Consider the following 23,060-nt stretch of genomic DNA (forward strand, 5'->3'; position numbering starts at 1 on the left):
GCCGGTGACCTCGTCGACCACACCTACCGTCAGGCCATCACCGCCGCCGGCACCGGTTGCGCGGCAGCGCTGGACGCCGAGCGCTTCATCGCATCGTTCTTGGATCTCGGATGACGCGCCGTCCGTTCACTCTCCATCGGGCGGTCCAGCCGACGGCTCGTGACCCGGTGTCAGCGTACGGGTTCTGATGCAGAGTCAGGTACGCCGAATGTGCAGAGGCCGGGGGGCGCTGGGGGACGTTGCGGCACCGGCCGCTCCGGCGACGCACGTCCACTTCTCACGAGCAGTAATCGGTGGACGTGGGCTGCCGCCCGGATCGCGGCCAGATGAAGACGTTGCTCCTGGATAAGGTCACCCGTTCATTTCGAAGCGAACGATCATAATCTCGTCACTCGCTTGCAGGGCCGGGTAGTAGTCACGCAAGCCTGGCAGGACGTCGGCGGCGCTGGTGAAGCCGTCTTCTCGAGCCTCGTCGTCGTTGATGCTGTCGACGCGTTTTGCCACGGTGGAGGTGATCCGCCCACGCAGGCACACCTCGTTGTCGGAGTCGAAGACCAGCAGGGCCGGTCCGACCTGTACGGGATCCCCGAATCGCATCGTCACCCGTTTGCTCCCGTCGCGGACGGCGGGAAGGTGCGTGGCGCGGAATCGGAGGCGCTGTACTTTCTGGTTCGCCCACTGGTAGGTGTGCGGCAGCAGGTCGGAGATCGGCACGACCTGGGTGCCCTCGCTGGTGGGGACGATGACATGGATGTCTGGGTAGTAGTCGGCCAGCACCTGCCGGTCGCGTCCGCACGGCGCCAGAATTCCTCGGCCGTCATCGCCGACAGCGACGATCAAGCGGGGCTCTCGGGCGCCGCCGGCGCGGGCCACCGCGAGAGCCACCAGCTCGGCGCAGGGTCCGCCCGTGAAGTGATACAGGTTCAAGCCGACGTGTATACGGCCGTTCTCGTCCAGGATGGCGGCCGCGACGGTGTGGATGTCACCGTCACCGCTGTCCCGCAAGGCAGAACGCGCGGCCTCCACCAGGGCGATCTCGGCGGCGGGGAGGTCGGATGACGGTGTGGTCACGAAGGGAGCCTACGGGCGAGCGCACCGAAGTGCCGCGCATCGGCAGATCGGGTCGCCACCGGATCGACCAACATGACTGAATGTAGTCAGAAGTTCCTGAGCAAGCTCGGCCGCGAGCCCGTGAATGCGCTCACGGATGTCGATGACTGCTGTGTACTCGGTGGCGTACGCGGCTCTGCACTTGAACCCGTACGCCGACACCCGGCACCGGCAGCAGCCCTCCTCGCCACCTCAGTGACCGCTACCGCGGACTGGCCCGTGCGCTCGCGGGACGTCCGTCCCTGAACGAGGTGCATCCGGCCCTGCCTGTGGACAGCGCATCAAGCCGACGGTTGACGCGTGAACAGTTCAATGCGCGTTGAAGCAAGCCCGGTTGAAGCGTGGGAACTGCTGGCGGCAGCAGCCGACCCGGTACGGTGGCGGCTGTTGGCAGCGCTGCGCGACGGCGGCACACGCTGCGTCTGCGACCTGCAACCCGTAGCGGGCGTCGCGTCGAACCTGCTGTCCTACCACTTGAAGGTCCTCCGCGAAGCCGGCCTCGTGCGCGCCAACCGGCGTGGCCGCTGGATCGACTACACCCTCGCCGACGGCGCCGCGCAGCGTCTGCGCCGAGCCTTGCCCGTCGCGATCACCGAGCCACCCACACCGGCTCGCCCCGTCGTCACCGCGGCCGGTGCCCGATGAGCACCCGCGGCGTCCCCGCCGCCACCCGGCCCGGCGGGGCCGCACGACGACTACCACTGACCCTGGCCGCGGCGGCCCTCGCCTGGCTCGTGATGTACCTCGGCAACGTACCGCTGTGGGATCTTGTGGTGTACCGGGTCGCGGGCCTCGAGCCTGATTCCCGGCTCGGCAGCGGTGTGCACTTCTTCCTCGCGGACACCGTCAAGATCACCCTGCTGCTGGTCGGGATCATCTTCGTGGCCACCATCGCCCGCTCTTTCCTGAGCCTGGAACGCACCCGGGCGCTGCTGGGTGGCCGCCGTGAAGGCGTGGCGAACGTGGCTGCCGCCGGGCTGGGCGTGGCGACCCCGTTCTGCTCCTGCTCGGCGGTGCCAGCGTTCATCGGCTTCGTCGCCGCCGGTGTACCACTCGGGGTGACCCTGTCGTTCCTGATTGCCAGCCCGCTGATCAACGAGGTCGCTGTCGTGCTGCTCTACGGCATGTTCGGCCTAAGGATCGCCACCCTCTACATCGGCTCCGGGCTGGTCATCGCCACCGTTGGCGGATACGTCCTGGGACGCGTCTGTCCGCAACGCTGGGTAGAACCGTTCGTCTACACCACCACCCTGCACGGCGCGCCGGTCGTCGCAGGTCAGCGGCTGTCCTGGCCGGACCGCGTCGCCCTGGGCCGCGAAGAGGCCGGCAAGATCCTGCGCAAGGTGTGGCCGTACTTGCTGGCCGGCATCGCCCTCGGTGCAGCCATCCACGGCTGGGCCCCTACCGACTTCTTCGCCCGTGCCGCCGGAGCGCACAACCCGTTCGCGCCGTTGATCGCCGTCCTGCTGGGCGTGCCGTTGTACTCCAACGCCGCCGGCATCCTGCCGCTCATCCAAGCCCTGCACGACAAAGGGATGGCGATGGGCACATTGCTGGCCTTCATGATGAGCGTCGTCGCGCTGAGCCTGCCCGAACTCATCCTGCTGCGTCGCGTCCTCAAACCCCAATTGCTTGCCGCGTTCGTCGGCGTTGTCGCCACCGCAATCCTGGCCACCGGCTACCTGTTCAACGCCATCCTGTGAAGGAACCGAGATGCAGATCAAAATCCTCGGCCCCGGCTGCGCCAACTGCCACGCCCTTGAAGCCCGTACCCGCGAAGCCCTCACCGATCTCGGCGTCACCGCCGAGGTCACCGCGGTCACCGACTACCCCTCCATCGTCGGCTACGGCGTCATGAGTACCCCAGCTCTCGTCGTTGACGAACATGTCGTCCTCGCCGGGCGGGTTCCCAGCAGGGGCCAGCTCCGCGGACTTCTTGCTCCACCAGCCGCCTGATCTCGTATCCGCGACTGCGGCGGCGGCACGAGGCCTACCCGGGCCGCCATCGTTCACGCTGGTCGACCGGAGGGTACGGTCTGCGGCCACGGGTGCTGTCGTGGTCGCCTTCATCGCCTTGGCCGCTCTGATTGTTGCCATCCTGGCTAACCGAAACGCCAGCCGGAGCGCTGACGCCTCCGAGGACAGCGCGCGTGAGGCGAAGCGGAGCGCGGACGCGGCTGAACGTCAGGCGGCCGCCGCCGAGGCCGCGTTGGCACCGCCGCCACCGGCCGTCGCTTGGAAGGCTGAACTGCGCAGCACCGCCCGCAGAGGGAAAGGCGCGACTTTCGTGCTGCGCAACGTCGGCACCAGCACGGCTGCCGGCGTTCGAGTAGTTGTGCCTCCCGCCTACGAAGCGCTCATACGGTCAGAGCTAGAAAGCGGCGAGGTGCCTGCCCACGGTTCGTTCCAGGTCGTCGTCATCGGCATCGACCAGCTTCCCGATCTGCACGAGCTGCTGGTTGCATGGGATGGGCGTGACGATCCCGTCCACGTGCCTCTGCCAGCGTGGTGAGATCGATCCGCCGCGACCGCAGGCCGCGGCGGATCAACACGACGGGGGAGGAGCCTGACCTCAAGCAGCGACCAGGTCGGTATCGTCCAGCTGGACCGACGGCTGCCGGGCGGCGAGACGCCGGAGCAGGTGGGGGAGCGGCTGGACCGGGTGCTCGCCCGGGCCCGCGACCTCCTGGCGGGCCGAGACGTCGCGCTGATCGCGAACGGGCACAGCCTGCGGGTCGCGGGTGCCCGATGGATCGGCTTGCCGCCCAGCGGTGACGGCCTGCTAGACCCGGACCGGACCGACCGGCGCGGCCCAGACCATCACCTGGGACCCGGAGGGCCGCCCGGTGACGGTGGTCGAGGGTGCCTCCCGGACGACGCAGCTCTTCGACGCCGACGGCACTCGCCTGCTGCGCCGTGACGCGGAAGGCACGATGCTGTTCCTGCCCGGTATGGAGCTGCGGCGGGAGAACACCGGCGCGGTGACCGCCACCCGCACGTACGCGTTCGCCGGGGCTACGGTCGCCTCCCGAGTTCCCGGCACGAACGGGCTCACCTGGATCTTCGGCGATCACCAGGGCACGGGGCAGGTGGCGGTCAACTCTGCCACCCAGAAGGTGACGATCCGGCGGCAGACCCCGTACGGTGAAACCCGAGGTTCGGCCGTCGCATGGCCTACCGCCAAGGGGTTCGTGGGCGGCGACCTCGACCCGTCGGGCCTCGTGCACATCGGTGCCCGGGAGTACGACCCGGCCATCGGGCGATTCCTCTGCGTCGACCCCGTGGTCGACTTCACGGACCCGCAGCAGATGAACGCCTACGCGGACGCGCAGAACACGCCCGTCACCATGATGGATCCCGACGGCCAGCGCCCGCTGATCGGCTCCAGCGCCCACGAGGATTCCTACATCATGGCGAGGGAGGGGATCACGATGAAGATGGACGGCAAGGGCCGGTGGCGGACGGCCCCGCGCTATCCGAGTCCCCGTAAGGACCGGCACTGGCCGACCGTGAAGACGACGGAGACCGGGCGCGACACCATTTGGAACCGCTATCTGTACTCGTCTCAGGCCCAGATCGACGCCCGGGCGCACGTGGCCAACAACTGGTCCATCGCCACGGCCCTCGGCGCGTACTACACGGGCGTCGGTCCAGCTGTGCAGAACTGGTACCAGGTCGATGAGCTCACCATGGGCGTGCGCGGCACCCACCACATGGACGAAGTGCGGCATTGATGAAGCTGATGCTCGCGCTGGGCGACTACCAAGCCGCAGACGAGGGGAATAGCCTGGCCTACGATCTGCCAAGCGGGAAGGAAGGCGCCATGCAAGCCGGCTTGGACATGGTCAACATGGCGAGGAGGGGACTGCAGGGGGATCCCGCAAAGCGGCAGAGTGCAGCCGCGTCGGCGATCGGATCCTACGATCTCGGGTATGCGGTCATGGCCGTCGACCCGGACAAGGGTCGTGCAGGGGTGGCCTTCCACGGGCAGAACACCTGGAACAAGAAGTCCGGCATGCGGCCACCGTGGATCGACAAGAAGAAATGGAATCCGGTCGAAGCGAAATCAGGTTCCCAACGGCCGGTGGAGCAACATTTCTACTGGGTGGAGATCATCGAGTTCGCTCCGGCGAGGCCGAATGATTAGCGCACGGCGGCGGGGTCGCGAGCAGGGGGGTCGGCTCCGCCTCCTGGCCGCCGTGACGGTCATGTCGGTGCTGGGTGGGTGTTCTCTGGAGAGTGAAGTTCCGCCGGGGCCGGTGACCGAAGCGGACGTGATCGGGCGGTGGTGTGGTCTGCCGGAGGAGGTGGTCGTGCTGAACGCGGATCACACGTTCGCGATCACGAATGCATCCGCCTCGTTCACGGGTCCACTTCTGGAAAAGGACGGGTACGTCGACGGGTACCGGGTGGAAACCGAGTTCGGTGGGGTGCGGCCGACCTCCCTGTCGGGGACGTGGACGCTGCGCGTGATGGAGACTGCGGACGGGGTTTCGCTGCGCGTGCGTCGAATCGCCGACCGTAAGGTGGACGAGGGGCACGGGCTCGGTCTCGAATACGACGACGGATGGCAGGTCACCTACTCGACGGATTCCGCCAGTCCCGAAGCTGAGCGGTACATGACCCGGTGTGCCGCGTCGGCCGGCCCGGTGGCCGGTTCTCGCTGACCATCGAGCCGCATCTGCCGAGGCGATCAACGAGCGCTACGTCGGTGACATCACCTACCTACCGGTCGGTGAACGCGGATTCCTTTACCGCGCCGTGTGCCTTTGTGCTGGCCGCACAGTCAGCTCGCACCAGAGGTTGTACATTCCGCCGCGCCGTTGACGTCCAAGTGCCACTCTGAGGGCATGGAGCAGATCCACAACGACTTCGCGGTAAGGGCGTTCCTTCTGGGGGCTCTGCGCCGGGAAGAGTCGCAGCTGCCAACGTACGGGGAGCTGGCCCGATACTTCGGGGGATCGAACCAAGGGCAGGAGGCGGTCCTCAACCGCCTCGCCAAGCAGTGCGAGCAGCGGGGGGAGCCGGACCTGACCGTCTTGGTGGTTAACGCCAAAGATCGTCGGCCGAGCAGGTTCGAAGGGCGCCCCTGGAGCGACGGCCAGTGGCCCACGTGGCGTCAAGAGCTGACGAACGTGCGGGCTCATCAGTGGTCGAACGAAGGCCTGTAGTGCCGCCGGGGCTGTCCACCAAGATGCCGCCGTACGGCACCACTTGTTCGTGATTGGTGACCGCATCCCTCGGGTCGGTGAAGCTGGTGTTCGGGATTTCGACACCACACCCGTCACCCAGACGTCATTGGTCTTTCGTAGTGGACTCCGGCGGCGGGCGTCGGACGGTGATCAGGTCGCTGGGTTGGCAGTCGAGCGCGTCGCAGAGTGCGGTCAGGGTGCTGAACCGGATGGCGCGGGCGCGCCCGTTCTTGAGGATGGACAGGTTGGCCAGGGTGAGGCCGACCTGCCCGGCGAGCTCGGTGAGGGTCATGCCGCGGGCTGCTAGCAGCCGGTCGATGTGGATGTCGACGCGGTGCTGCTCCTCGGGAGGCATCAGATGACCTCGTCGAGCTCGGCGCGTAGTGCGCAGTTGTGCCGCACTACAGCGGCGAACGCCAGAACGGCGAGGCCCAGCGGCAGCCACTCGTAGCTGAAACCGACCGTGTCGCCGACATAGGAGAAGGACGGGAACACGCTGCGGTACAGCGCATACGACGCCCCTGCGCGGATGAACTCCGCGAGGCCACCGCCGGTAAGGATGACGATGCCCAGCCGGCGGATCTGGTCGGCGGTGGAGACGGTGAACGGATCTGCGCGCAGGGCCGAGATGACGATCCGGCGGGCCAGGATGGCTATCAGGAGACTGCTGCCGGACCGGTCGGTCTACTCGACTTACGGCGGGTGGTACCAGAACCTCTTGGCCGCGCCGGATGGGGTGTGGCCGAACTGATCCATGCGGCTCTGGTCCCTCCGGACGCGAAGTTGACCGAAGCCGAGGGTTGGTCACGGAGCTCAGCAAGCACGCAATCCCTGTTCAGCGCGGATCACGACCGCGGCTCCATCTACGATCGGTGGCCATGCGCCTGCGTGCTTTCGTTGTGCTCGTCCTCGCGCCCGTCCTGCTGGTCGCGGCCGGGTTCGGTGTCTGGTACGTGGTGACGCAGAAGGAGGGACGCTACGACACGGTCCCACGTGCGTGCCCCAAGATTCGGCCGGTGGTCGACGAGCTGGGTGTGCCCTACGAGCTGCGGCCGGCCGGCAAGCTGGGGACCTGTGACCTCCGGCTGCCGGAAGACCACCCGCAGTACGCCGACGAGCCGAAGATCACCGTGAGTTTCCGAGAACCCGTACGCGACATCGCCGGTGCGAAGCAGTTGATGAGCGACATCGGTTCCCGGCCGGGTGTGACCCCGTTGGCTGGTGTCGGCGACGACGCATACGTCGAGGATCGTGATTTCCATGTGCGGGTCAGCAATCTGGTGGTCACCATCACGGTCCACCCCAACCAGGCCAGCTCCCCGGACCAGGTCAGAGCATTCATCGTCGCCTTGGCCGACCATCTCTAGCCAACTCGTGGCCCAGGTCCACTGGTGCGGTGCCGGCTCACCGGCAATGGTCCGAACAGGTTTGCAGCAGCACGCGGACCTCGACGGTGTTCCGCCCGCAGCGTTCGCGAGCGACCGGATACTGGACCCTCCGCCGCTGTGAAATCCTGCCGCGATGATGCGAGATCTCGAACCGCTCGTCGATCGGTTGCGGGAAGCGGCCGGCCGCGCGGCAGCCCGCTCGGCCGCTTACGACGTGGCCCGGCTCGCGGTCGACGATGCGGTCGCGGTCACGCCCGGTTCAGCGGACCGGGTGGTCGCCGCGGTGCGCCGGCTGATCGAGGACGGTACGCCCTGGCGTGCCGATGCCTTAGCCGTGCTGATCTACGTGCTGGACCACGCCCATGTGTATCGCAACCTGCGGGCGGAAGCCCGCACCTATCGCGGGGAGTGGGACTTCGGCATCGCCGCGGAGCAGGCCGTCGAGCACGCCCTCCACGGGTTCGACCGTGTGGTGCGGGACATGCTCGACGACCCGGATCCGGAGACGCGGTCGCTCGCGGCCCTGACGCTGGTCCGGATCTCCAGCGAGCCGGGCGCCGATCGGGGACTGCTGTGGATGCTGGCCGAGGGCGAGCCGGACGATCGTGCCCGAGCCTGCCTGGTCGAGGCGGTGCAGGGCGGTCCGCGGACGTGGCGCTGGCCGGCTGAGGAGATTTAGGTGTACTGACGGTCGTCGTCGTGGATGGGGGAGGCGACCTGCCGGGGGTGGGGCGTGCGACCCGGCAGCCACCAGGCGGCACGGCCGAGCAGGCCCAACGTCGCGGGAGCCAGCGCCAGCATGGCCACGATCACGTACGTGGCGATCGCGGTGGCCAGGCCGAAGCCGAAGAGGTTGACCACTCGCTGGTCGTTGAGGACGAAGCCGGCGAACACCACGACCATGACGGACGCGGCGGCGAGGATGACGCGGAATGTGGCTGCCGAACCGTTGATCACGGCTTGGCGCGCGTCGGCCGTCCGAAGGTGCTCCTCGCGTATCCGGCCGAAGAGGAAGACCGCGTAGTCGGTGGACAGTCCGAAGAGGACGGCGAACAGCATCACCGGTGCGAAGGATTCCACCGGTCCCGCTTGCGCGCCGAGGAGGGCGGCCGGCCACCAGCCCCACTGGAAGACGGCTACCACGGGACCGTAGGCGGCGCCGACGGCGAGCAGGTTCATCAGTACGGCGACGAGGGGCACCAGCAGGGACCGGAACTCGATCAGCAGGAGCCCGAAGGCCAGCGTGACGACGAGGAGCATGAACCACCACATCCGGGCGCCGAGCCGGTCGGCCAGGTCGATGCTCGTGGCGGTCGCCCCGCCGACGTGTACCCGGGCACCCGGCGCGGCGGCGGGCAACACTTCGGTCCGCAGCCGGTGTACCAGCCGCTCGGTCGAGGCGTCGTCCGGTGAGCCGGCCGGTACGACGGTGAGCAGAGCGGTGTCGCCCCGCGGGGCCATCTGCGGCGGTGCCACCTGTTGTACGCCGGCGGTGGCGGCGACAGCCGTGCGCACTCCGGCGGCCGAGCCCGTCACCTGACCGGCCGGTGTGCCGTCCGGGTACTGGATGGTCACCAGGAGCGGCCCGGCCCAGCCGGGGCCGAACTCGCCGGCGATCAGGTCGTACGCCCGCCGCTGGGTCGTCTCCGGCGACTGCGAGCCGCCGTCGGCGGTGCCCAGTCGCAACCCGGTCAGCGGCGCGGCGAGCACGACCAGCACGACGGTGGCCGTCACGACGACGGCCCGCCGCCGGCGCAGCACGAACCTGGACCAGCGTCCCGCCGCGCCGTGCGGGCCGCTCGCGCCGGCCGGCAGGCGCCGGACCCGCCACCGGTCCAGCCCGCGGCCGAAGATCGCGAGCAGCGCCGGAAGCAGCGTCAGCGCCGCCGCGAGCGTGGCCGTGATGGTGACCGCGCTGGCCAGCGCGAGCGCCGAGACGAACGGGATGCCGATCAGAGCGAGGCTGAGAATCGCGAGGATCACCGTGGTGCCCGCGACCAGCACCGACCGGCCCGCGGTGGCCATCGCCCGGTGGATCGAGGCGGCCGGGTCCTGACCCGCGGCCAAGCCCTCGCGTTGCCGGGTGACGACGAGCAGCGCGTAGTCGATGCCCACCCCGAGGCCGAGCATGGCGGCCACGACCGGACCGGAGGTGCCGATCGTCACCCAGTGGGTCAGCAACTCGATCACGGAGAGGCCGAGCCCGAGGGCGACCAGCGCGGTGACGATGGGTACCACCATCGCGAGCAGCGATCCGAACGCGACCAGGAGCACCAGCACGGCCGCGGCCAGGCCGACGATCTCACTGCCCGACGGCCCGGATTCCGTCTGCACAGCGGGCCCGCCGAACTCCACCTGTACGCCGCGGTCGCGAACCGGCGCGAACGCCGCCTCGGACCGCTCGACGGCCTCGGGCGGTATGTCCTTGGCCCGGGCGGCGAACTGCACGGTGGCGATCGCGGTCGTCCCATCGCTGGACACCAGCGGCTGCTGCGGCCCGTACGGCGAGCGGACAGCCGCCACGGCCGGATCCGTGCGTACGGCGTCCAGCGCGGATTCGACAGCCTGCCGGACGTCCGCCGCCTGCACTCCGGCGTCGCGGTGCAGCACGATCTGCATGCCGTCGCCCGACATCGCCGGGAAGTCCCGGCGGAGCGTGTCGTAGGCGGCCTGTGAGTCCGTACCGGACAGGGTCAGGTCGTTGCTGAACGTGCCACCGGTGACCCGGCTGGCCGTCGCGGCGGCGACCAGTGTCACCAGCCATCCGATGACGACGAGCCAGCGATGACGTACGGAGAACCGAGCCGTGGCGCTGAGCACTGCGAACCTCCTGCGAGACATGCGTGTAGACACGTGTCTACACGCATGTCGAGGCTGTCCGCAAGAGCGGTAGACTCCCGTCTGGGCAGATGTCGAGCACGTGTCGTCGAGGGGTGGGGCAGCGATGGCCGTACGGTCGCCGGGCTTCGGGTGGACCCATGCCGAGCAGCGCAACCGCGCCCGGGACCTGCTGCTCGACACGGCGCTGAGCCTGTTCGTCGAGAAGGGCTACATCGGCGTACGGGTCGGTGACATCGCCAAGGCGGCCGGCATCTCCCGCGCCACGTTCTACAAGCACTTCTCCGAACGCGAGGAGATCCTCGCGGAGTTGTTCGCCCGGCTGCTGGGCCGGGAACCGGTGCCGCCACCACCCGGCGCAGCGGCCGACACGGTCGCTCGCGTCCGGGAACTGCTGACCTCTGCCGCCGCCCGGATGCTGACCAACGAGCAGTTGGCCAGGTTCGTCTACACCCTGCCCATCCGCCACGCCTCGCTGATGGGCGCCGGTGCCCGCCCGGCCGTCCTGGACACGGTCGAGCGCCTGATCGAGGAGGGAGCCGCGGCCGGCGCGATACGCGATGACATCCCGGCCCCCTTCCTCACCGCCCACATCGCGCGCGCGTTCGAGGCGGCCATGCGCGACTGGGCCGAGAACCGCGTACCGGATGCCCTGGCGCACGTGGAAACCCTGCTGGACCTGGCGTTCGACGGTGCGATGAACCGGCCTGGCCTGGCTCGCGAGCACCGCGTGACCGGCGCCCCGCATGAGTCGCGCCGGTAGCCGGCCGGGCGATCCCGATACCCGGCGGGTGCTCCTGCCGATGTATGCCCGACCCCGGTGCCCACGGCCGGCCGCCGGACGGGTGAATCGACCCGCTTGCCTCGGCGGGTCGGGCCCAGCGCCTCTGGCCGCAGGCGCCGGCCGTCGCCACTCTGAAGACAGCGCCGGTCCCTCCGGCCGGTCATGATCGTCGCGCGGCCCGCACGCGCCCACCTGGCTGAGCGGGCCGCCGTCCCGAAGGCTGGTGATGTCGTGACGAGCCGTGTCGTCGTCGGATTCGACGGCTCCCCGGCCGCGATCGCGGCTCTGCGGTGGGCGGCGGCCGAAGCCCGGCTACGCCGGGCCGAGCTCCAGGCCTATGTGGTCACGAGGCACGACGAGTCGGACGGCGCAGATCTGCGGCTCCCGGACGGCTACCCGGTGCCGCTGCGGCATCGGATCGGCGACACCGCGGCCTGTCTGGGGGACGTCTGCGGGCCCGGCGACGTCCTCGTGGTCGGCACTCGGGCGCGGTCCACGCTGGGTGCGCTGATCCTGGGATCGGTCACCCGGGCCTGTCTCGCCCACTCGCCCTGCCCGGTCGTGACGGTCCGGGACCAGCTCCCGTACGCGACCAGGGGATGGGTTGTCGCCGGCGTCCGGGCGCCGGGAACGGCGCGGCACACGCTCACCGCTGCCGCTGAGGAGGCGCGCCTGCGAGCGAGTGGCCTGGTCGCGATGCACGTGCAGCCGCCGGCGAACGTGGGGGCGGACCTTTTCACGGCTGCCGAGAACCGGTTGGTCGAGCAGAGCCGCGCGTGGCTCATCCGCGAATCGGCCGGCACGGGCGTGCACGCGGTGCCCGAGGTCGTCGTCGGGTCGACGGCCGAGGCACTGATCCACAGGAGTTCGCACGCCTCGCTTCTGGTGCTCGGCGCCCACGATTCCGGAATCTCGCGGGGCGGCGCGCCCGGAGCCACCATCCTCCAGTGTGTCCGCCGCGCGTCCTGCCCGGTCATGGTGGTCCCGGCGCCGCCGAAGCCGGGGGAGCGCCGCCGGACACACGCTGGTCGCAGAACCGCTCCCGGCGATCAGGACTGAAGTGGCGCAGGGCCACCGGTGGCGGTGGTGCTGATGTGGGCCACGCAGAGGTCCGGTTCCACGAACGGCGTGAGGTCGGCCTCCAGGTGGCCGGCGCCGTGTTGATCGATGAGGCCGCGTAGCAGCCCCCGGTGCATCGTGCACACCACGTTCGGATGCCGCCGGGCGATGCCCCGGAACGGGCAGGCGTGCAGATCGACCCGGGCGCGGCGGTCGTCCACCGCGGCGCGGGGTTCGAAACCCATGGTGGTGAACGCCGTCACGACCTGCCCGGTTGCGGCGGCCGGCTCGGCGGCGGCGGCAGGCTGCTCCGGCGGAGCGAACCGCCGGGCCCAGGCCCGGCCGGCGTCCTCGGCCACCGCCGGGCCGGCCTGGTCCAGATGGCTGACGATCATCTCGGCCAGGAGCCGGTAACCGCCGCCGTCTTCGCCGGCTCCGGTCGCGGTGTACACCAGCCGGGGTCGTCCGCGGCCACGGCCGCGCTCGTTGTGTTGCTCGACCATGCCCGCGCGGACGAGGAGATCGAGGTGGAAGCGCACGGTGTTGGCGTGCAGGCCGGTGGCGGCTGCCAGGGCCGCGGCGTCGAGGCCGCCGTCGGCGGCCTTGAGCGTTGCCAGCAACTGGCGGCGACTGGGAACCGCAAGTGCGTCATAAGTCACGTCGTCGGACACCCGCCTATTATATACGATGGGCATAGTAAAAAATAAGGAACTGCCTTGGGGGTACCGATGCGCGTGACGGTCTACGGGGATGTCAACTGTCCTTTCTCCTACCTCGCGAGCCAGCGCGTCGACGCGCTGCTGCGCCAAGGGGCCGAGGTCGAGTGGCGAGCGGTCGAGCACGACCCCGCGCTGGCCATGACCGGCACCCCGTCCGACCGAGGGCCGAAGGCGTGCCGGCGGGCGCTGGCCGAGGTCCGGCTGCTCGCCACCGCCGGCGAGCGGGCGCCGGAGGCGCCGCCCACGCTGGTGAGCAACTCGTTCGCAGCCACCTCCGCGTACGCCGAAGCCGTGACGGACGGGCTGGAGCACGAGCTGCGGCGCGCCCTGTTCGAGGCGATCTGGCAACGCGGTCAGCACCTCAGCAGCGCCTACGACGTCCGGGACGTGGTCAGCGCCATCAGCTATCCGCCTCACCCGATCGAGTCGTATCGCTGCTCGCCCGATCGGGCGCTGCCCCGGTTCGGCGATCCCACCCCCTTGGGCATCACCCGTGCGCTGGGCGCCACCACGTCGTTCGCCGGTGCCCCGATCACCACGGCCGGGTGGTTACGCGCACGCCGCTGGCGTGAGGACTGGCTTGCCGTCGCCGCCGGCAACCGGTCGTCGCTGCCCGTCGTCGTGGACGAGCAGGGCGGCGTACGCAGCGGGACGCAGGCGCTGGCCTTCCTCGCAGAGCTGGGCTCCACCGCCGGGCTACCGCGAGCAGCGATTGCGGCGGACTCGGCGCTGGCCGCATAAGGGTTCGAACACTCCGCCGCACCCGGACTCACGTAGAGAGCAGCACATCCTTCAGCGGTCGCCGTGGCGTGCGACCGGCCGGGGTGCCGTACCCGATGCGCAGCACCATCTGCACCCACAGGGCCGCCTGCGGATCGATGAGCCGGCACCGGACGGCCGGCATCTCGACCGGCTGGCTGATCGGTGTGGTGGCCAAGCCCTTCCAGGTCGCGGTGAGCAGTACCCGCTGCAGCGCCTGCCCGGCGCGTACCCAGTCGCTGCGCTGGTCGCCCGCGGTGGCGAGCACGAGGATCGTCGGATGCGGCTCGAACTTCTCGCAGCGTCGCAAGCCGGGCCAGAGACCGGAGAAGTCGCGGGTCGGCAGTACCTCGAGCGCGTCCCACGGCCCGGCGGCCGACTGCGGAATCCCGTCCTGTCGCCGGACCCTGTCGCGCGTCCACCGAGCGAGCTCGTCGTGATAGCCCGGCCGGGACTGCAGCCAGCCGTCCGCGAAACGGCCCATGCGCAGGATCGCGTCCCGGCCGGTCGGAGCCGTCGCGGCCAGCACTGCACCCTCCTTGTACGCCGCCCCGCGCAGCTCCTCGACGACAGCGGCGGGAACGGCGGCCTGGGCGAACGGATGCCGGTTGGTGTGCCGGTGCGGAATGGCGGACGCGAGCGCCTCCACGGTGGACGTCGCCCGGGCCGGGGTCGTCGGCGTCACCCGGGCCACCAGATCGGGTTCGTCCGGCTCCGGGAACAGGGTCACGTCGGACCAGAAGCCGGCCTGCCGCAACGCCAGGCGCAGGGTGAACACGGCGGCGCCCACGCTGATCAGCTGCTCGCGGCCGGCCGGGTCCAGCACGTGCAAGCGACGCTGCGAATCGGCGTACACGTCCACCGCCGCCTCCCGGAACCGGAACCGCCAGGGCTGGCTGTTGTGCAGTGACGGCGCGGCCGTCGCCGAGCGCACGCACTCGGTCAGGACCTGGGACGTCGGCGGCGCGGACATGGTGATCACGATTCCTCCGAAGCGACGGCAGGGCAGCGGACGGGACGCCCGGCAGGACCGGAGGCCCGGGTTCGGCCGGTTCGCGGGCGGCCTCGGTTACCAGGGGCAGCGGTGTTCGGGGTGTCCATCGGGTCGCTCACCAGTGCGTCTCGGCGGGTCCACCGACCGGCACCTCGACGAGCGCCGGCCCGGAGCCGGCCAGCGCCTGCCGGAGCGCGGCGTCGAGCTCGCCGGCTCCTTCCGCGCGTACGGCCGGCACGCCGTAGCCGCCGGCCAGCGACACGGCGTCGATCCCGGGCACCTGCAAGCCCGGCACCCCGCTCAGTCCCAGGAAGTCGCAGTAGTCCTCGAGCACGGCGTAGCGGTCGTTGCGCAACACCACCACCGTCACCGGTACGCCGTGCCGGGCGGCGCTCCACAGCGCGGGAACCGCGTACTGGAACGCCCCGTCACCGACCACCGCCACGACGCGCCGGCCCGGATCGGCCAGCTGCACCCCGATCGCGGCGGGCACCCCGAATCCAAGACTCGCCCCGGCCGGACTGTAGTAGCCGCCCGCCCGGGAGAAGCGAATCTGATCCTGACAGTCGCGCATGTTCGACACCGATTCGCAGACCAGCGCCGCGTCCGGGGGCAGGGCTCGGGCGATCACCGCGTACGCGCCGGCCGCGGTCAGCGGACCGCCCGGCCGTACCGGTTCCGGTCCCGGACCGGGCGGCGGCGGACGGCGCCTCGCGGATGTCTCCCGGGCCAGCATGGCGAGCGCGGCCACCGGGTCGGTGAGGACGGCCTCGCCGTCGGTGGCGCGAGCGGCCTCGCCGGCGTCGTCGGTCAGCAGCACCAGTTCCGCGCCGGCGCCCAGCACCTGGCCCGGCACGTACGGATAGAACCGGAACGCCGTCGCCCCCGCCACCAGGATGAGGTCGTGCCCGCTCAGCGCCTTGCCGAGTCCGGCCTCCGTGGCGGGCAGCACGCCCTGGAACGCCGGATGTGTCGTGGGAAAACCGCAGCGTGGCTCGAGCGGCGCCCAGTACACCGGCAGCCCGCAGCGTTCAGCGAGTGCCACCCCGGCCGCCCAGCCCGCGGTGCTGTCCAGTCCCGCGCCCACGAGCAGCGCCGGCGAGCGGGCCGCGTCCAGGCGCGCGGCCAGCCGCCCGATGACGCCGGCATCGGGCGCCGCCGCCACCGTGACGCGCCGGGCGGTGAGCCTGCGCACCTGGTCTTCGGCGATCTGGGCTGACCAGTCGTCCATCGGCAGCGAGACGAGGACGGGTCCGCAGGGCGGCAGGGTCGCCAGGTGAATGGCCCTGGCGAGCGCGGCCGGTACGTCCTGCGGCCGGGACGGCTCGACGGCCCACTTCACCAAGGGGCGAGGCAGCAGCGTCGGCTCCGGGTTGGTCAGCAGCGCGGGCCCGGACAGCAGGGCGCGGACCTGCTGCCCGGCGGTCAGCACCAGGGGACTACCGGCCGCGGCGGCGTTCACCAGAGCGCCCATGGCGGTCGCCACGCCGGGAGCGCTGTGCAGATTGACCAGCACGGGGCGCCCGGTGGCCTGGGCGTACCCGTCCGCCATGCCGGTCACCACCCCCTCGTGCAAGCCGAGCACGTAGCGGAAGTCGTCCGGGAAGTCCGCCAGCATCGGCAGCTCCGTCGAGCCCGGATTGCCGAACACGGTGGTGAGGCCGTGGGCGCGGAAAACGTCGAATGCGGCCTGCCGTATCGAGATCATGGTCGAGCTTCTTCCGGCGGCTGCGGGCCGCGGCAGCGCCGGAGGTCCCGACCGCGGGGAGACCAATGGCCGTGGAGTGCAGGGGTTTCGACGGTATAGGGGCTCATCGCGCGGGGGACGGTGCCGGCGCGGTGAGCAGATATCGGATGACGTCGGCGGCGGTGTAGTCCGCGCTGTGCCGGGTCAGGTGGGGAAGGAACGTGAGGTCCTGCCCGAGGGTCACCAGGGGCGGTTCGAGGTAGCCGTCGGCACGGCGTTGACCGAGCCCGACGGTGGCGGTCAGGCCGTTGCACAGGCAGCGGCTGCCGACGGTGTCGCCGGCCTCTCCGCCCTTGCGGACGTACTCGTCGACCGGTTCCGCGGGGCAGCGGTAGCCGACCGTGCCGTTGGTGCGGCGGTAGGGGGTGCGCAGGTAGCCGAGGTCGCACAGCCGGGGACGGTCGGCGTAGACCCGGTCGTCGGCGGCGGTGCCGGTGAGGGCGGCGAGTTTGAAGGGAAACCCGGTCGGGGAGGCCCGGACGTCGTTGCGTACGGTCAGCGTTTCGCCGGCCGCCTCGCGCAGCAGCCGCTTCTTCAGACCGTCGTCGAGGCCGGACTCGCGGCACAGCGCGAACGCCGTGCCGACCTGGATGCCCGCCGCGCCGGCGGCTCGCGCCGCGGCCAGCCGTTCCGGGCTGCTCTGTGCGCCGGCCAGCCAGAACGGCAGTCCCAGGGCCGCCACCTTCGGCACGTCGATGTGGTCCTTCGGTCCGTACACCGGCTCGCCGTCGTCGTCGAGGGTGAGCCGTCCGCGCGGCCGCGCGCTGTGCCCACCGGCGACCGGCGTCTCGAGGACGAAGCCGTCCGGGCGCGTGGCCGCGTCGCGGGCGAGGTAGACGGCCAGGGTGGCGGAGGAGACGATGGCCAGCAGTCGCGGTCGGCGCAGCGGCTCGGGCGCCTCGCCCAGGACCGTACGCGGGTCGAAGGTGACGTGGTGGTCCTCGCCGGGCAGAGCGCCGTGCACGGTGACCGACAGCCGGGCCGGCCGGTGGCCGGCGAGCGTGTCCAGCAGGCCGGGGATCTCCGTCGGCAGGCCGGCGCCCATCAGCACGTAGTCGACGCCGGCGAGCATCGCCCCGTACAGCGCGGCCGGGGTCGCGGTCTGGATCTTCTCGAGGAGGTTCACCCCGACCGGACCGCCGTGGCCGTCCTTGGCCAGGAATACCTCGGCGAACGCGCCGACGACGGCCAGCTGCTGCGCCGGGAGCCGTTGCCGCAGGCCGAGTTTGGGCACCGGTCGCATCGGCCGGTCGTCGGCGAGCCCGCCGGGAACGAAGTACCGGTCCAGCACCGCCCGGGCCACTGCGGGTACCGGGAACCGGGCGAGGGCGCGCCGGACGTGCCCGCCGTCGTCGCCGGTCTGCAGCCGCCGGGCCAGCAGGGCGTCGAGGGCGACGCCGGAGACGACACCCAGCTGCCCGGAGCGTGCGACAGCCGACGCCAGCCGCCACCCGGAGACGCCGACGCCCATCCCGCCCTGGACGATCGCCGGCGGATGGATCGGGTACGCGCCTTCCGGTGCCGTGCTGCTTGTGGCGTCAGCCATCTTCTCGTCTCCTGTCGTCGCCCGATGTGCGCTGCATGGACCCGTCCGGTCGTCAGACTCCATGCAGGGCCAGAGCCAGGAACGCTGCGCCCATCGCGGTGAACACGGCACCGAGCGCGAGCACCAGCACGGTGATCTGCCAGGCCTGGTAGGCGCCGAGCAGCGCCCCGCGCAGGCTCTGGCCCATGAATGCGGTCTCGCGCAGCCGGGCCAGCTGGTCGTCGGTCCGGCCCCCGGCCATCCACTCGTCGGCGATCTCGGAGTACGTGCGACCGCCGGTCGCCTTCGCCACGTGGGCGCCGATGAGGTCCGCGAACGCTCTGGCCTGCGTACCGGTGTGCACCGGCGTTCCGGCGTAGCGGTGCAGGCCCGCGGGCAGGCCGTCGCCGGCGGGGAAGGTGATCCGCTGCTGCGCCAGTTCGCTGGTCACGCTTCTGCGGCCCACCAGGCCCTGCACGATCATGGTGGGGCCGGCGATGAGGAGAACCGCTGCGGTCAGGCCGAGAAGAATCGCGATCATGTCACCCAGCGTTGCGGACGCGAAGCCCGCGGGGCAGGGCACCAAGCCCCATGATCGGTACGGCCAGAGGTCCCGTCCGGGGCGGTTTCTGCTGGGGTGCTCAGACCAGCTGGACCGTGGTCAGGCAGGTCGGCGCGTCCGGTGCGGTGCTGAACGTGGACTCGGCGGTCTTGCCGCCGGAGGTCATCCGCAGGGTGCCGGTGATGTCGCGGGGCAGCCAGAACCCGATGAACCCGTTGGCGAACGTCGTACGGGTCTCGTCGACGAGCACCTTGCCGGCATCGTCCACGATCCGCACCTGCACCTGCGCATCGGCCAGTTCGCCCTTGCAGGTGGTCAGCGAGTGGTAGAAGCACTCGTGGGTGCCCTGCACGTACGGCGCCACCGACAGGTAGAACCGGTCGCCGGGGATGGGCAGGCTCTGCTCCTGCCCGCCGGCGGTGAGCAGCAGTTCGCTCGTCCGTACCGATGCTTTGAGGTCGGCCGGCCGCTGCTGCAGGCCGAGCCGGTCCAGCCGGTCGATGACCTCCACCGCGCTCTTGCCGGCCAGGCCGTAGCGCGCCAGCAGCGGCTGCTCCGCGGCGGCCGCCGGCGCGGGCGAGCCGGTCGCCGCCGATTCCGTCGGGGACGTGGTGCCGGTGCATCCGGCGACGGTCAGCATCAGCGCCGCGCTCGCCAGGACGAGTTTCTTCATGCTCATGACCCCTGTCATCGGTGATTCCGGCACGCTGTTGACCGTAGCGGCGCGGTTCGGGACCGGGACGGGCCGAAGTACCCGGCGTATCGGGTTTGTGGTCCTTCGGTGCCGCTCTCAAGCCCCGAGCCGAGGGCGTCCCTCCGCGTCGAGGTGGCCGAGGAGGAAAGGGCTCAAGAGCTCACGGACCCGGGCGTCGACGGAGGCCGTGTCCGCTCCGTCCTCGATCATGCGGCTGGCGGTGTAGACCACCGAGCTGATCAGGCGCGCGGTGGCGTCGGGGTCGGGCACGCCCAATCGGTCGAGGGCGGCGCGCAGCGGCCTGCTCATCTCCTCGTGCATGAGCTGGGTGCTGGCGTTGACCTGGTCGCCCGGTACGGACTGGATCAGCGCGGTGGCGAGGGCGTGTTCTCCCGCGGCGACCAGGCGCAGGTTCGCGGTGGCGTACGCGAGCACCTTCTCCGCCGGGGTGCCGGCCGTGTCCATCGCGTCGTTGACCTGGCGTGACCAGTTCGGCAGGACTTCGTGCACGAGTTCGAGCAGCATGTCTTCGCCGGACGAGAAGTACTCGTACACCGAGGAACGGGGCAGGCCCGCCCGGGCCGCGACTGCCGTGAGGCTCGGCGCCTCATGCGGGTGGTCCACCAGCAGTGCGCGGGCGGCGTCGAGGAGGGCCCGGCGGCGTTGGGCGCGGTGCTCGGCGATCGTGGGTGCGTCGATGCGCGGCACGGGCCCTCCTCTTCGCGAGTCGCTCAGCCGGCGGACAGCCGCCCGTCGATCATCTCCACCACCCGGTCGCAATGTTCCAGCACGTCGTGGTCGTGGGTCACCATAACCGTAGCGACGCCGCACTCCTTCGTCTCGCGGGCGAGCAGCTGCACCACGTCGTGGCTGCGGGCCCGGTCCAGGGCGGCGGTCGGTTCGTCGACCAGCAGCAACGACGGCCGGCCCATCAGCGCGCGGGCGATCCCGACGCGTTGACGTTCGCCGCCGGAGAGTTGGTGCGGCCGGCGGCCGGCTTTGTGCGTCATTCCCACGTCCGCGAGCAGTTCGGCGGGGTCGCGGCCGCCGGCCCGGCGAGGGCTGAGCTTGGTGACCAGCCGGAGCTGCTCCAGGGCGGTGAGGGCCGGTATCAGGTTGCCGCTCTGGAACACGAATCCGATGTGGTCACGCCGGTAGGCCGCCCGCTGCTTGACCGTCATGCCGACGAGGTCGTGGCCGTCGACGGTGACCGTTCCCCGCTCCGGAACGGTCAGCGCGCCGGCCACCGCGAGCAGACTCGACTTACCCGCGCCCGAGGGGCCGACCACGGCCACCAGTTCCCCCGGGGTGACCTCCAGGTGCACGTCGTCCAGGGCGGTGACCGTCGCGTCGCCGTCGCCGAGACGGACGGTCACGCCGGCCAGGGTGAGGCCGGTACGGCTGCCGGTGTTCATCGCTGGGCTCCCAGTGCGGTGAGGGGGTCGATGGCCGCGACGCGAACGATGGCGACGGCCGCCCCGATCACACCGAGGACAGCCAGCAGGAGGCCGGCGAGGATGACGGCGGGTGCTTCGATGGCGAACGGCACCGCGCTGCCACTGATCAGCCCGCCGAGCCCGACACCCAGGGCTACTCCCGCGCCGATCGAGCCGCCCAGCACGACCAGCGCCTGCGCCAGCCCGTCGAGCAGCAGGTACGACCGGGCGGCGCCGATCGCGCGCAGAACGGCGAGCTCGTGCCTGCGGTTGATGGTCCAGACGGTGAAGAAGGCGCCGACCACCAGCGCGGAGATGGCGTAGAGGAAGGCCTGGATGAGTTGCAGCGTCGAGGTCTCGGCGGTGTAGCCGGGGGAGGCGCCGTAGGCCTCGACCTTGTCGAAGCTCGTCGTGCGGGCCGCGGCGTCGCCGGCGGCGAGGTCGAGGCCCTCGTCCGCCCGGATGGCGACCGCCGTGGCCTCAGTGGCCGCCGAGGCGCGGAGCTTCTCGCCGGGACCGGCGCCTTGGTGCAGGCGCTGCCAGGCGTCCAGCGGCACGTACGCGACGTCGACGTGGCCGAAGGTGCGCTGGTCCGCGGTCGCGCCGACCACGGTGAACCGGGTGCCGATCCGGTCGATGACGACGGTGTCTCCGACTCGCAGACCGGCGTCGATCGCGGTCCGGGACACCACGATGCCGTCGGGGCTGCCCAGTCCGGCGCCCTGGGCGGCGACGGGCGACAGGAACGAGCCCGGCTCCACGCCGAACATGGCCAGATCGATGGGCAGGCCGCGGTCGCTGCGGGCGTTGACCAGCATGTTGCCGAACAGGGCCGCCTCACGCACCCCGGGCTGCCGGCGCCATTGATCGAGTTGCTCGCGGTCCACCACGCTGCGGGAGAACGCCGAGTCCAGCTTGGTGTCGTGGTCGAAAGCGAAGGCGGTCACCGGCAACCGTTGCAGCCCGGAGACACCGTCGTTCACCAGACCCGAGGAGAGCCCGGACAGTAACACCACAAGCACCGCGATCAGGGCGACGACGCTACCCATGAGCGTGAACCGCCAGCGCGCGAAGCGAAGCTCGCGCAAAGCCAGAAACATGCATCCTCCCGCCGGACGTTTTTCGACATCGCGTCGGCAACTATACCGACGCGGCGTCGGAAAACGTCGGCACCCGCCTGCAGTGGAGCTGATCGCGACGGGTTCGGCACGGGGCGCGAGGGCCGGCGCGGCTACCCTCTTGAAATGCCGGCCCGTACGGAGATCATCGGCGCGGGCCCGGCATCGCGAAGGGAACCTCGACATGCCCCGTGTGGTACCGGCGGTCAGCCGCGCGCTCGACATCCTCGAGCTTTTCCTGGACCGGCCGCAGCTGTCGGCTCGCGAGGTCATGGAGCGGCTCGATCTGCCCCGTACCACCGTGCACGAGCTGCTCGTCACGCTCGTGGAGCGCTCGTACCTGATCTCCGTGCCCGGCCAGCCCGTCCAGTACCGGCTCGGCATGCCGTTGTTCCAGCTCGGCGCCGCCTTCTCCGGGCGGCTTGACCTGGTCCGGGAGGCGCAGAGCGTCACGCGGGACGTGGCCGCGGTGTGCAACGAGGCCGTCCACGTCGCCGTGCTAAACGGAGCAGATGTCATCTACCTCGTCAAGGTCGACAGCACCCACCCCGTCCGCATGGTCTCCGCGGTCGGGCGGCGGCTGCCGGCGAACTGTACGGCGGTGGGCAAGGTGCTGCTGTCGGGTCTCGATCCGGCGGCGCTGGACGCCGTGCTCGCGAAGGGTGACCTGCCGGGGATGACGCCGGACAGCATCACCGACCCCGACCGCTTGCGGGCGCATCTCGAGGGCGTACGGGCCGAGGGCCTCGCGCTCGACGTCAGCGAGTCCGACAGTGCCATGCGGTGCGTCGCCGCGGCGGTGCGGGACCATTCCGGCTCGATCATCGCAGCCATGAGCATCTCGGCGCCGATCATCCGGTGGACGCCGCAGGCGCACGTGGAGTGGGCCGATCTGGTGCGCGAGGGTGCTGCCACGCTGTCCGCCCGCATGGGTTATCCGGGCCGCGTTCGCTAGGCGGCTTGCCGCTTCGGGCCAGAAACCGCGTCGAAACATTGACACCCCTGTGGGGGTCCTCTAGCGTCGCGTCCACTCCATACGATATCTCGAACCGCAGTTCGAAATCTCGAACAGCATCGGAGCGCCGATCCCTCCCGTCGTGACGGGCCCGTGGCCGCCGCCATCGAGAGCCGGCTG

General features: G+C 70.7%; 27 protein-coding genes and 2 pseudogenes. 16 read left to right on the plus strand and 13 right to left on the minus strand.

All coding sequences use genetic code 11. The features are described 5' to 3' along the window. Nucleotides 1-114 (plus strand): annotated as a pseudogene (locus AB0K03_RS31665) (thioredoxin-disulfide reductase); the annotation flags it as partial. 237 nt (nucleotides 115-351) lie between these two features. On the opposite strand, the gene AB0K03_RS31670 reads toward AB0K03_RS31665, so the two are convergent. After that, a complete protein-coding gene (locus AB0K03_RS31670; RefSeq protein WP_364692425.1) occupies nucleotides 352-1,071 on the minus strand; it encodes an ASCH domain-containing protein in 720 nt (239 codons plus the stop codon). Between the two features lie 351 nt (nucleotides 1,072-1,422). On the opposite strand from AB0K03_RS31670, the gene AB0K03_RS31675 reads away from it, so the two are divergent. The 9 genes and pseudogenes from AB0K03_RS31675 (at nucleotide 1,423) to AB0K03_RS31715 (ending at nucleotide 6,281) form a co-directional block, all read left to right on the plus strand. After that, nucleotides 1,423-1,755 (plus strand): metalloregulator ArsR/SmtB family transcription factor, encoded by a 333-nt coding sequence (locus tag AB0K03_RS31675; protein ID WP_364692428.1) that lies wholly within the window; start codon nucleotides 1,423-1,425, stop codon nucleotides 1,753-1,755. Nucleotides 1,756-1,847: 92 nt separating this feature from the next. Further along, entirely contained in the window at nucleotides 1,848-2,813 is a 966-nt protein-coding gene (locus tag AB0K03_RS31680) for a permease (RefSeq protein WP_364692431.1), read from the plus strand. Nucleotides 2,814-2,823: 10 nt separating this feature from the next. Then, nucleotides 2,824-3,066 (plus strand): thioredoxin family protein, encoded by a 243-nt coding sequence (locus AB0K03_RS31685; RefSeq protein ID WP_364692434.1) that lies wholly within the window; start codon nucleotides 2,824-2,826, stop codon nucleotides 3,064-3,066. Between the two features lie 100 nt (nucleotides 3,067-3,166). Next, nucleotides 3,167-3,622 (plus strand): hypothetical protein, encoded by a 456-nt coding sequence (locus tag AB0K03_RS31690; RefSeq protein WP_364692436.1) that lies wholly within the window; start codon nucleotides 3,167-3,169, stop codon nucleotides 3,620-3,622. A gap of 91 nt (nucleotides 3,623-3,713) precedes the next feature. Next, nucleotides 3,714-3,880: pseudogene (locus AB0K03_RS31695) on the plus strand (histidine phosphatase family protein); the annotation flags it as partial. 76 nt (nucleotides 3,881-3,956) lie between these two features. Next, a complete protein-coding gene (locus tag AB0K03_RS31700; RefSeq protein WP_364692438.1) occupies nucleotides 3,957-4,844 on the plus strand; it encodes an RHS repeat-associated core domain-containing protein in 888 nt (295 codons plus the stop codon). Then, nucleotides 4,844-5,257, plus strand: coding sequence for a hypothetical protein (locus AB0K03_RS31705; RefSeq protein WP_364692441.1), 414 nt, complete (start codon nucleotides 4,844-4,846; stop codon nucleotides 5,255-5,257). Before AB0K03_RS31700 ends, AB0K03_RS31705 begins: the two co-directional genes overlap by 1 nt. A 52-nt stretch (nucleotides 5,258-5,309) precedes the next feature. Further along, the gene (locus AB0K03_RS31710) at nucleotides 5,310-5,777 is read left to right on the plus strand and encodes a hypothetical protein (protein ID WP_364692444.1); all 468 of its coding nucleotides are present in this window, start codon (nucleotides 5,310-5,312) and stop codon (nucleotides 5,775-5,777) included. Nucleotides 5,778-5,960: 183 nt separating this feature from the next. Further along, nucleotides 5,961-6,281 carry a hypothetical protein gene (locus tag AB0K03_RS31715; protein ID WP_364692446.1) on the plus strand — a complete coding sequence of 107 codons (321 nt, stop codon included), beginning with the start codon at nucleotides 5,961-5,963 and terminating at the stop codon, nucleotides 6,279-6,281. 124 nt (nucleotides 6,282-6,405) lie between these two features. Here AB0K03_RS31715 and AB0K03_RS31720 read toward each other — a convergent pair whose 3' ends face one another. Together AB0K03_RS31720 and AB0K03_RS31725 are read right to left on the minus strand one after the other, a co-directional pair. Continuing rightward, nucleotides 6,406-6,657 (minus strand): helix-turn-helix transcriptional regulator, encoded by a 252-nt coding sequence (locus AB0K03_RS31720; protein WP_364692449.1) that lies wholly within the window; start codon nucleotides 6,655-6,657, stop codon nucleotides 6,406-6,408. Then, complete coding sequence (locus tag AB0K03_RS31725; protein ID WP_364692452.1) at nucleotides 6,657-6,797, minus strand: hypothetical protein; 141 nt, start codon at nucleotides 6,795-6,797, stop codon at nucleotides 6,657-6,659. The genes AB0K03_RS31720 and AB0K03_RS31725 overlap by 1 nt, the downstream gene beginning before the upstream one ends. A gap of 377 nt (nucleotides 6,798-7,174) precedes the next feature. Between AB0K03_RS31725 and AB0K03_RS31730 the strand changes: the two genes are divergently transcribed. Continuing rightward, on the plus strand, nucleotides 7,175-7,669 hold the full coding sequence (locus AB0K03_RS31730; RefSeq protein WP_364692455.1) for a hypothetical protein: 495 nt from the start codon (nucleotides 7,175-7,177) through the stop codon (nucleotides 7,667-7,669). A gap of 154 nt (nucleotides 7,670-7,823) precedes the next feature. Beyond that, the gene (locus AB0K03_RS31735) at nucleotides 7,824-8,369 is read left to right on the plus strand and encodes a hypothetical protein (protein WP_364692458.1); all 546 of its coding nucleotides are present in this window, start codon (nucleotides 7,824-7,826) and stop codon (nucleotides 8,367-8,369) included. On the opposite strand, the gene AB0K03_RS31740 is transcribed toward AB0K03_RS31735, so the two are convergent. After that, nucleotides 8,366-10,510, minus strand: coding sequence for an MMPL family transporter (locus tag AB0K03_RS31740; protein WP_364692461.1), 2,145 nt, complete (start codon nucleotides 10,508-10,510; stop codon nucleotides 8,366-8,368). The two genes, AB0K03_RS31735 and AB0K03_RS31740, sit on opposite strands and share 4 nt — an antisense overlap. A gap of 124 nt (nucleotides 10,511-10,634) precedes the next feature. Between AB0K03_RS31740 and AB0K03_RS31745 the strand changes: the two genes are divergently transcribed. Both AB0K03_RS31745 and AB0K03_RS31750 read left to right on the plus strand, forming a co-directional pair. Continuing rightward, nucleotides 10,635-11,291: a TetR/AcrR family transcriptional regulator gene (locus AB0K03_RS31745; RefSeq protein WP_364692463.1), complete on the plus strand. Its 657-nt coding sequence runs from the start codon at nucleotides 10,635-10,637 to the stop codon at nucleotides 11,289-11,291. Nucleotides 11,292-11,543: 252 nt separating this feature from the next. Further along, the gene (locus tag AB0K03_RS31750; protein ID WP_364692466.1) at nucleotides 11,544-12,371 is read left to right on the plus strand and encodes a universal stress protein; all 828 of its coding nucleotides are present in this window, start codon (nucleotides 11,544-11,546) and stop codon (nucleotides 12,369-12,371) included. Here AB0K03_RS31750 and AB0K03_RS31755 read toward each other — a convergent pair. Beyond that, complete coding sequence (locus AB0K03_RS31755; RefSeq protein ID WP_364692469.1) at nucleotides 12,362-13,042, minus strand: helix-turn-helix domain-containing protein; 681 nt, start codon at nucleotides 13,040-13,042, stop codon at nucleotides 12,362-12,364. The two genes, AB0K03_RS31750 and AB0K03_RS31755, sit on opposite strands and share 10 nt — an antisense overlap. Before the next feature lie 57 nt (nucleotides 13,043-13,099). On the opposite strand from AB0K03_RS31755, the gene AB0K03_RS31760 reads away from it, so the two are divergent. Beyond that, nucleotides 13,100-13,831 carry a DsbA family protein gene (locus AB0K03_RS31760; RefSeq protein ID WP_364692472.1) on the plus strand — a complete coding sequence of 244 codons (732 nt, stop codon included), beginning with the start codon at nucleotides 13,100-13,102 and terminating at the stop codon, nucleotides 13,829-13,831. A gap of 28 nt (nucleotides 13,832-13,859) precedes the next feature. Here AB0K03_RS31760 and AB0K03_RS31765 read toward each other — a convergent pair whose 3' ends face one another. From AB0K03_RS31765 to AB0K03_RS31800, 8 genes are all read right to left on the minus strand, one after another. Next, nucleotides 13,860-14,822 carry an Acg family FMN-binding oxidoreductase gene (locus tag AB0K03_RS31765; protein ID WP_364692774.1) on the minus strand — a complete coding sequence of 321 codons (963 nt, stop codon included), beginning with the start codon at nucleotides 14,820-14,822 and terminating at the stop codon, nucleotides 13,860-13,862. A gap of 136 nt (nucleotides 14,823-14,958) precedes the next feature. Next, a complete protein-coding gene (gene mdlC / locus AB0K03_RS31770) occupies nucleotides 14,959-16,551 on the minus strand; it encodes a benzoylformate decarboxylase (protein WP_364692474.1) in 1,593 nt (530 codons plus the stop codon). A gap of 103 nt (nucleotides 16,552-16,654) precedes the next feature. Then, entirely contained in the window at nucleotides 16,655-18,091 is a 1,437-nt protein-coding gene (locus tag AB0K03_RS31775) for a nitronate monooxygenase (RefSeq protein ID WP_364692777.1), read from the minus strand. Between the two features lie 97 nt (nucleotides 18,092-18,188). After that, nucleotides 18,189-18,656 (minus strand): hypothetical protein, encoded by a 468-nt coding sequence (locus AB0K03_RS31780; protein WP_364692477.1) that lies wholly within the window; start codon nucleotides 18,654-18,656, stop codon nucleotides 18,189-18,191. A gap of 100 nt (nucleotides 18,657-18,756) precedes the next feature. Further along, a complete protein-coding gene (locus tag AB0K03_RS31785) occupies nucleotides 18,757-19,350 on the minus strand; it encodes a CueP family metal-binding protein (RefSeq protein ID WP_364692480.1) in 594 nt (197 codons plus the stop codon). Nucleotides 19,351-19,467: 117 nt separating this feature from the next. Then, nucleotides 19,468-20,079 carry a TetR/AcrR family transcriptional regulator gene (locus tag AB0K03_RS31790; RefSeq protein ID WP_364692483.1) on the minus strand — a complete coding sequence of 204 codons (612 nt, stop codon included), beginning with the start codon at nucleotides 20,077-20,079 and terminating at the stop codon, nucleotides 19,468-19,470. Between the two features lie 23 nt (nucleotides 20,080-20,102). Next, a complete protein-coding gene (locus AB0K03_RS31795) occupies nucleotides 20,103-20,786 on the minus strand; it encodes an ABC transporter ATP-binding protein (RefSeq protein ID WP_364692486.1) in 684 nt (227 codons plus the stop codon). Beyond that, nucleotides 20,783-21,907: an ABC transporter permease gene (locus AB0K03_RS31800; protein WP_364692489.1), complete on the minus strand. Its 1,125-nt coding sequence runs from the start codon at nucleotides 21,905-21,907 to the stop codon at nucleotides 20,783-20,785. Before AB0K03_RS31800 ends, AB0K03_RS31795 begins: the two co-directional genes overlap by 4 nt. A gap of 202 nt (nucleotides 21,908-22,109) precedes the next feature. Here AB0K03_RS31800 and AB0K03_RS31805 point away from each other — a divergent pair, with 202 nt between their 5' ends. Continuing rightward, on the plus strand, nucleotides 22,110-22,880 hold the full coding sequence (locus AB0K03_RS31805; RefSeq protein WP_364692491.1) for an IclR family transcriptional regulator: 771 nt from the start codon (nucleotides 22,110-22,112) through the stop codon (nucleotides 22,878-22,880). Nucleotides 22,881-23,060 lie beyond the last annotated feature (180 nt).

Origin of the sequence: Actinoplanes sp. NPDC049316 (genome assembly GCF_040677315.1) — a bacterium.
Taxonomy (GTDB): Bacteria; Actinomycetota; Actinomycetes; order Mycobacteriales; family Micromonosporaceae; genus Actinoplanes.